This window comes from Pseudocitrobacter sp. 73 (assembly GCF_008369545.1).
Lineage (GTDB): Bacteria > Pseudomonadota > Gammaproteobacteria > Enterobacterales > Enterobacteriaceae > Pseudocitrobacter > Pseudocitrobacter vendiensis.
In genome coordinates this window covers 38,366-44,764 of record NZ_VTZO01000038.1, presented here as the reverse complement: position 1 = coordinate 44,764, position 6,399 = coordinate 38,366, and the positions used below count along the sequence as shown (strand labels likewise).

The 6,399-nt window shown below is 50.6% G+C and carries 8 protein-coding genes; 2 read left to right on the top strand and 6 right to left on the bottom strand.

All coding sequences use genetic code 11. The features are described from left to right. Positions 1–154: 154 nt before the first annotated feature. From F0Q32_RS24495 to F0Q32_RS24485, 3 genes are read right to left on the bottom strand one after another with little or no spacing between them, the layout of a single operon-like run. A complete protein-coding gene (locus tag F0Q32_RS24495) occupies positions 155–1,336 on the bottom strand; it encodes a cyanate transporter (RefSeq protein WP_149465035.1) in 1,182 nt (393 codons plus the stop codon). A 48-nt stretch (positions 1,337–1,384) separates the two neighbouring features. After that, positions 1,385–1,855: a cyanase gene (gene cynS, locus F0Q32_RS24490; protein ID WP_149465034.1), complete on the bottom strand. Its 471-nt coding sequence runs from the start codon at positions 1,853–1,855 to the stop codon at positions 1,385–1,387. A gap of 29 nt (positions 1,856–1,884) precedes the next feature. Further along, entirely contained in the window at positions 1,885–2,544 is a 660-nt protein-coding gene (locus F0Q32_RS24485) for a carbonic anhydrase (RefSeq protein WP_149465033.1), read from the bottom strand. A 109-nt stretch (positions 2,545–2,653) separates the two neighbouring features. On the opposite strand from F0Q32_RS24485, the gene cynR reads away from it, so the two are divergent. Together cynR and F0Q32_RS24475 are read left to right on the top strand one after the other, a co-directional pair. Continuing rightward, positions 2,654–3,541: a transcriptional regulator CynR gene (gene cynR, locus F0Q32_RS24480; protein ID WP_149465032.1), complete on the top strand. Its 888-nt coding sequence runs from the start codon at positions 2,654–2,656 to the stop codon at positions 3,539–3,541. A gap of 59 nt (positions 3,542–3,600) precedes the next feature. After that, positions 3,601–4,218 carry a DUF2238 domain-containing protein gene (locus F0Q32_RS24475; protein WP_149465031.1) on the top strand — a complete coding sequence of 206 codons (618 nt, stop codon included), beginning with the start codon at positions 3,601–3,603 and terminating at the stop codon, positions 4,216–4,218. 52 nt (positions 4,219–4,270) lie between these two features. Here F0Q32_RS24475 and F0Q32_RS24470 read toward each other — a convergent pair whose 3' ends face one another. The 3 genes from F0Q32_RS24470 to F0Q32_RS24460 all read right to left on the bottom strand — a co-directional run bounded on the left by F0Q32_RS24470 (position 4,271) and on the right by F0Q32_RS24460 (position 6,384). Further along, positions 4,271–4,723: a hypothetical protein gene (locus tag F0Q32_RS24470; protein ID WP_255475757.1), complete on the bottom strand. Its 453-nt coding sequence runs from the start codon at positions 4,721–4,723 to the stop codon at positions 4,271–4,273. A gap of 4 nt (positions 4,724–4,727) precedes the next feature. Further along, complete coding sequence (locus F0Q32_RS24465; protein ID WP_149465029.1) at positions 4,728–5,483, bottom strand: winged helix-turn-helix domain-containing protein; 756 nt, start codon at positions 5,481–5,483, stop codon at positions 4,728–4,730. Between the two features lie 124 nt (positions 5,484–5,607). Further along, the gene (locus tag F0Q32_RS24460) at positions 5,608–6,384 is read right to left on the bottom strand and encodes an EAL domain-containing protein (RefSeq protein WP_149465028.1); all 777 of its coding nucleotides are present in this window, start codon (positions 6,382–6,384) and stop codon (positions 5,608–5,610) included. Positions 6,385–6,399: the final 15 nt, after the last annotated feature.

The window sequence follows — 6,399 nt, the reverse complement described above, 5'->3', positions numbered from 1 at the left end:
GGAGCGCATTATAGGGAGTTATGCCGAGCCTGCAACCCCTAATTTGCACCTGATTCACTGACTGCTGCATTCCACAGCAAAACCCCGCCTTATACCCACTTAACCACAGAGTTATCCACAAAGAAGTGAATTTTGCTGAATAACAGACATAGCCCTACTCTGTTGCAGCCCACTCCTGCGGATAGCGTGATGGGGCAAAACGCAGCGTCAGCAGCATTAATCCGACAACACAGCACGCATGAAATACCCAATCGACGACAAAATCCCCGCTCAGGCTACGCAATATCCCAGAAAGATAGGGAGACAGTCCGGCGATGATAAAACCGATCCCCTGCATAAACGCCACCAGCTTTCCGGAAATAACCGGATGCCCGGCATGATCGAGCGCCAGCACCAGGCAAAGCGGAAAAGCGCCACCCAGCCCGACTCCGCACGCGAACGCCCAAAACACGGAAAGATGTGCAGGCCAGAGGATAAAGCCGAGGAAACCTATCATTTGCAAGGCCAGCGACGCCAGCAGCAATCGCCGCCGATCCTGATGCCGCGCCAGCATAGGCAATAGCAGCGCGCCAGCCGTTTGCCCGACGGTCATCAACGCCAGCAGCGTGCCGCTAAACTGTGCGCTATTTCCCAGCTGCATATAGTAAGGAGGTAACCAGGCTATCAGACTGCCATAGCCGCCATTAATCACGCCGAAATAGATCCCCAGAGTCCACGCGCGGGGATTGCGAATGATACGAATTGTATTCTGCGCGTTTCGTGGGCCTGTCTCGGCGGAATGTCGGCTCTGCGGCCACCAGCCAATCAAGGCGATAATTGCAGGCACCGCCCACCACGCCAGTGAGCTATTCCAGATTTCACTCCGATCGGCGATCCACGGCGTTAATGCCGCGCCCAAACCACCGCCGCCCATTAATGCCGCGGACCACAGTCCCATGACTTGCGGCATACGGCGTTGAAACTGGCGCTTGATAACCGTTGGCATCACAACCTGAATGACACCAATGCCAATTCCCCCCAGCAGCGCACTACTCAGTAGTACCACGCTATGAGGCGCAACTTCACGCATTAGCGCACCGATGATGATCATCAGCAGACCAACCGCCACGCTATCACGCTCGCGAATATGACGAGTGATCCAGCCGCCCGCCAGCGCCAGTCCACCCATCGCGATCATCGGTAATGCGGTAAGAAGAGAAGCCATGGTGAAATTCATACCGCTGGCCGCGCGTAGTTGCGGGAGTAAAGGCCCAATAGACGTGAGGAGCGGACGCATATTCAGGCCAATCAGCACCAACACAAGGAGCATCAGGCCCGTACGAGGAAATTGATTCATAGTGTTCTTTATGCCCGGCGCGGGTAACGCGCCAGGCTTTACTCGGGTTTAGAAAGGTTTTGTCGGCAGATATTTGCCATCAAGCGTAATCACCGCGCGTTCACCGCCTTCCGGGTCGGCCACTTTTTTGACATCCAGCTTAAAGTTAATGGCGCTGATAATGCCGTCGCCAAATTTCTCATGCACCAGCACCTTCAGCGTAGAGCCATACACCTGCAGGATTTCATAGAAGCGATAAATGGTCGGGTCAGTGGGTACGCGATCGTCAATACTGCCGCGCAGTGGGATCGTTTGCAGAAGCAGCACCGCATCTTCATCCAGTGAGAGCTTTTCACCAACCAGACGCGCCGCATCAGCCGGCAGTGCATGCTGCCCCAGCAAGGCCGCGGTAACAAAAGCTTCAGATAAGCCCGTCCCCTCAGTGAGTTGCGCAAAGGTCAGATCTTTTTTCGCTTTGATAAGCAGAATCTGGTCAGCCAAAGAGAGGCGAATATCGCGGTTAATTTGTGCGTGGATCATAATGGAACCTCCTGTATAGAGAGAAAAAATTAAGCTGCTGTGAGGCTGCGAAGCGGCATCGCGCAGGTATTTGGATTTTCGGCAAGCGAGACAAACTGCCCGCTGGCACCGTTGTAAGCGGCAATATCGCCACGTTCGATGTCGTAAACCCAGCCATGTAATGCCATCCGCCCCTCTTCCAGCGCCAGGCGTACTGACGGGTGGGTCTGAATATTGGCCAGCTGTGCGATAACGTTTTCACGCACCATTGATGCGGTTTTCGCCTGCAATGAAATATGCGTGCGTGATTCATTCACCACGCGAGCTGAATCGGCATAGCGCAGCCAGTGGCTGACGGCGGGCATACTGTCCAGGCAATGGCATCCGGCGATGGCCGTCATGGCCCCGCAGTCAGAGTGACCACATATAACAATGTCATTTACTTTCAAAACCGACACGGCGTACTCCACCGATGCGGTGACGCCTCCCGGTTCAGGGCCATAAGAAGGAACAATGTTGCCCGCATTGCGGATGACAAACAGATCGCCAGGCTCACGCTGCGTCACCAGTTCCGGCACCAGGCGGCTGTCTGAACACGATATAAAAAGCGCGCGTGGGTTTTGCTGGTTCGCCAGCGTTCTGAAAAGCTCGGCGCGTTCTGGAAAGACGCTGCGCTGAAACTTTAAAAAGCCATCAATAATCTCTTTCACGATTGTTCCTCTGCCTCACTATGGAATGGACACAGGCTACTCGCCACGTTTCATAAGGTAAAAGACTCATTTATAATCAAGTCCATTGTAAAAACTTATGAGTTAGATAATGCTGTTACGACATATTCACTATTTTCTGGCAGTCGCTGAGCATCGCGGGTTTACCCGTGCCGCCACGGCACTTCACGTTTCGCAGCCCGCGCTTTCTCAGCAAATCAGGCAGCTTGAGGAGTCACTCGGCGCGCAACTGTTCGATCGCAGTGGTCGCCATATTCAGCTCACCGATGCTGGCGAAGCCTGGTTGAGTTACGCGAAAAATGCGCTGAGGGCGCTGGAGGAGGGAAAGCGGGCAATTCATGATGTTGAGGATTTGAGCCGTGGCTCGCTACGCGTCGCCGTTACCCCCACGTTTACTTCGTGGCTTATCGGGCCGCTGATGGCGACGTTTTACGCGCGCTATCCCGACATCACCCTTGCGTTACAGGAGATGTCGCAGGAAAAGATGGAAGAGCTGCTGCTCAACGATGAATTAGACATCGGCATCGCATTTGATGATGTTCATTCGGCAGACATCGACGTACTGCCGCTACTGAAGGAATCCCTTGCGTTGGTGGTGTCCGAAAGCCACCCTCTGGCTCAGAAGGATTGCGTAGCCTTGTCGCATCTAAATCATGAACGACTTATTTTATTGAGTGAGGAATTTGCTACCCGCGAGCAAATTGATCGCTATTGCCGCCAAAGAGAGCTGCATCCGCAGATAGTCATAGAAGCAAACTCTATCAATGCCATTCTGGAACTGGTACGCCGCACAACGCTCGCCACCCTGCTTCCATCACCAATCGCCGCACAAAACGAGGGATTAAACGCGGTTTCACTGACGCCGCAGTTGCTGGAACGGACCGCCGCGCTGATTCAACGTAAAGGCGCGTGGAGGACGGCCGCCGTGAGGGCATTTACGGCTATGGCGCAGGAAGTGACGAAAACGTACACCCGGTAACATTGAATTTTAACCGCCAACAGACGATAGTGCTTTTTTGACTGAGACAGAAGACGAGTATGACATCAACCGCACTCTCATCGACACTCAAGGGCGGCGCGCTGATCCTGTTGCTTGCCCTGATTTACACTGGCGTCTTTACCGCTGACCGCACGACCTGGCTCATGGAGGTCACCCCGGTGATTATCATTGTGCCGCTGCTATTGGCCACGCATCGTCGCTACTCACTGACCCCCCTCCTTTATACGCTTATCTTTTTCCACGCACTTATTCTGATCGGCGGCGGCATGTACACCTACGCTAAAGTGCCCATCGGCTTCGACGTGCAGGAGATGTTTAACCTGAGCCGCAATCCTTACGACAAACTGGGCCACTTTTTCCAGGGGCTGGTTCCGGCACTGGCGGCGCGAGAAATTTTACTGCGCGGCGGCTATGTGCGCGGGCGTAAAATGGTCGGTTTTCTGGTCTGCTGTATCGCTTTGGCCATCAGTGCAGCCTATGAATTGATCGAGTGGTGGGCGGCGCTGGCGATGGGCCAGGGCGCGGATGATTTCCTGGGGACTCAGGGCGATCCGTGGGATACGCAGTCGGACATGTTCTGCGCCTTGCTCGGGGCATTAACCACGGTATTGCTGCTTGGTCGTTACCATCAGCGCCAGCTAATGCGCTTACTGTAATTTCTTGAACCCGCCTGATTGGCGGGTTCTGCGTTATACAGCGCTCCGTTTATCAAGCCACAACCTTACAAATCAGGATGGTTCTTCTCAGGTCGCTCCAGCGCCAGATATCATTTTGTAGCTTATCCAGCTTATAGAAGAAGATAGATTGGGAAGAAATCAGCAGTTTAGCGACAGCATCTGGCATGGTGTCTGCCGGATTTTTGTCGGTGCCTTCCCGATGAACCTCAGAAAAACCATTCTTTTTACTTTCAGAAAAAAGCAGGCGTACATTGCGATCGATAATGTATTTTTTACCGTCAGCGACAACATAACCGTACTCGGAAACATAACTTCTTTTTTTAGCGAAAGGGACGATGTGCGCGGTAATCTGAATATCGCCGCTTAACGCCTCATTTCCGGATTGCATAACACGAATATCGACATTCCCGGAGCAATTCAACTCATCCGGCACGGAGAAACTCTGAAAAATTGCATTGATTGCCATCCCGATGATGGTAATCAAGATACTAACCACTATAAATATCGACGTAATTCTTACAGTCATTCACCTGTCCATCCGAATTCAACTTGCAAATTGAAACTATGCTTTCAGCAACACCTCCGCTCTGCCCCTTGTTATTATCATCGTAGTAGATAATCGCAGGAGTATCGCATTGCGAAAGCACCTCTTCACCTCGTTTGCTGGAATAATAGTGTTCAACTTTCTCTATATTCACGTCACCAAAAAAATAGACATTACATTTTTTGACATGTTCGTACAGTTGATAACTGTGGGTTCTCTCTTTGAAGAAAACCAAAAGAAACAGGAGAATCGCAATAATGGATAATCCAATTGCCGCGAGCGGGAAAACTCTCAATAACAAATCATGCCAGGTTTTTAATGCAGGGCGTTTTAGCGATGATGCATTTTCAATATTACGCGTAAGATAATCACCAGGAAGATTCTCAAGTTTAACGTCATCAAGATGCAGTATGAATCCTTTCTTGGGAACAGTTTCAAGGACATTATCCACCCCAACGTCACTCAACCCACGCCGCAAGCTACTAATGCTATTATTCAAACTGCTTTCAGATGAAACCAGTCCAAAATCTTCCCAGACTTTTGTCAACAATGCTTCACGGCTTACCTGTAATTGATTATTTTCCAGGAGAACCAGAAGTAGCCTACAGGCAGGGTTAGAGAGGGTCACTTCCTTATCATTGCCGTACAATTTCCGTTCGGCAACAATAAAATCGACCGAGTTATTTATTATGTATTTCATATACCTGTATCATCAAACTCACAATCTGGCTGTGGAATATTTCACCACAGCTGGGATATTATAGATCACGCGTGTAGGCATAACAAAAATAATTAAAACGTAATTACACATAGAAATAATAAGGCTATTTATTTAACCCTATTGTTTTCAGGTATATTTCAAGCTCATCATAATTGAGAGGAGCTGAATGTAAGAATCCCTGTTGAAGTTGGCCGCCATTCGCGCAGAGATATTCACATTGCGCTCGTTCCTCTATTCCTTCGATAATAACATTGAGGTTTAAAGCCGAAGCGAGAGCCAGCGTATGGCGAATAATCACGTCAGCCCGCTCAACCTGATACTCCTGAATGAAGCGGCGATCCAGTTTAATGCCATCGACATCCAGCATTAATAGATAGTCGAGATTAGAATATGAGGTGCCAAAATCATCGAGGAAGATCTTCGCATTCGCAAATTTCAGAAGCTGCAATACCGTACGGGAAATACGGTTAAGGCTTTGCGTCTCCGTGACTTCAATAACAAAAGCATACTTTTGCGCGGGAATAGCCGCCTGAAAAGCGAGATATTCCGCGACAAAACCGGATGCCTGAATAGACGCGGCGTTAAAGTTCAATGCCAGATGTAACCCGTCAGGTAGCATGGCATCAAGCCTTGAGATATCCCGGCCGACCACGGCCATCAGGTAGCGGGAAAACTCCAGCGCCAGGCCCGCCCTTTCGAACTCCGGGATGAAGTTCGAAGGCGAGTAAATATAGCCGCTCTTTCCCCGCCAGCGGGTGAGAACTTCCAGGCCATAGAGTTCCCCGGTCACCGCGTTGATTATCGGCTGATAACAAGGATAAATAGCGTTGTCACTCAGCGCCTGACGCAGTTCACTTTGAAAAAAATAAAACCTGGACATTCTCGCCTCTTAATC